This window comes from Haloferax sp. Atlit-6N (genome assembly GCF_003383195.1).
In the GTDB taxonomy this organism is placed as follows: Archaea; Halobacteriota; Halobacteria; order Halobacteriales; family Haloferacaceae; genus Haloferax; species Haloferax gibbonsii.
Genome location: NZ_QEQJ01000396.1, coordinates 1 through 439, shown reverse-complemented (window position 1 = coordinate 439; position 439 = coordinate 1). Strand labels below are relative to the sequence as shown.

The following is a 439-nucleotide window of genomic DNA, read 5'->3' as shown; positions in this document are numbered from 1 at the left end:
GCGTACCGACGTCGGTTCGTCGTATCCAGCGAAGTCGAACGTCACTGTCGCCGTCGCTGTCGCCCCACTATCTGCGACTTCGATCTCGCGTTGTGCCTGCACCGGTCGATGGGTCTCGCTGTCGAGCCAGAGGGTCACCGTCGCGTTCTCGATATTTGTGTCCTGGATCTCGGTTGCACTCGCTCCCCGAACGTCGGGCACTGCCCGCAGGGCCTGTTTCGAGGGATACCCGACGACGACGACAGTCTCGGTTCCGTCGATGACCTCCGTTCCGCGCCAGTAGACGTTCGTTTCGTTCAATACCGCCAGTTGCTGACCGACGGGCGTATACGTCAGCCAGGACCGCGACTCCGAAAGGTTCTGGCGCTCCCACCCCATCCGAGCGCATTCGGTGTACGCCGTATATCCGGAGATATAGGCCCGTTTGGGCGCTGTTTGT

General features: G+C 61.5%; 1 pseudogene. It reads right to left on the bottom strand.

Going from position 1 to position 439, the window contains the following annotated elements:
* A pseudogene (locus DEQ92_RS23675) lies at nucleotides 1-439 on the bottom strand (hypothetical protein); the annotation flags it as partial.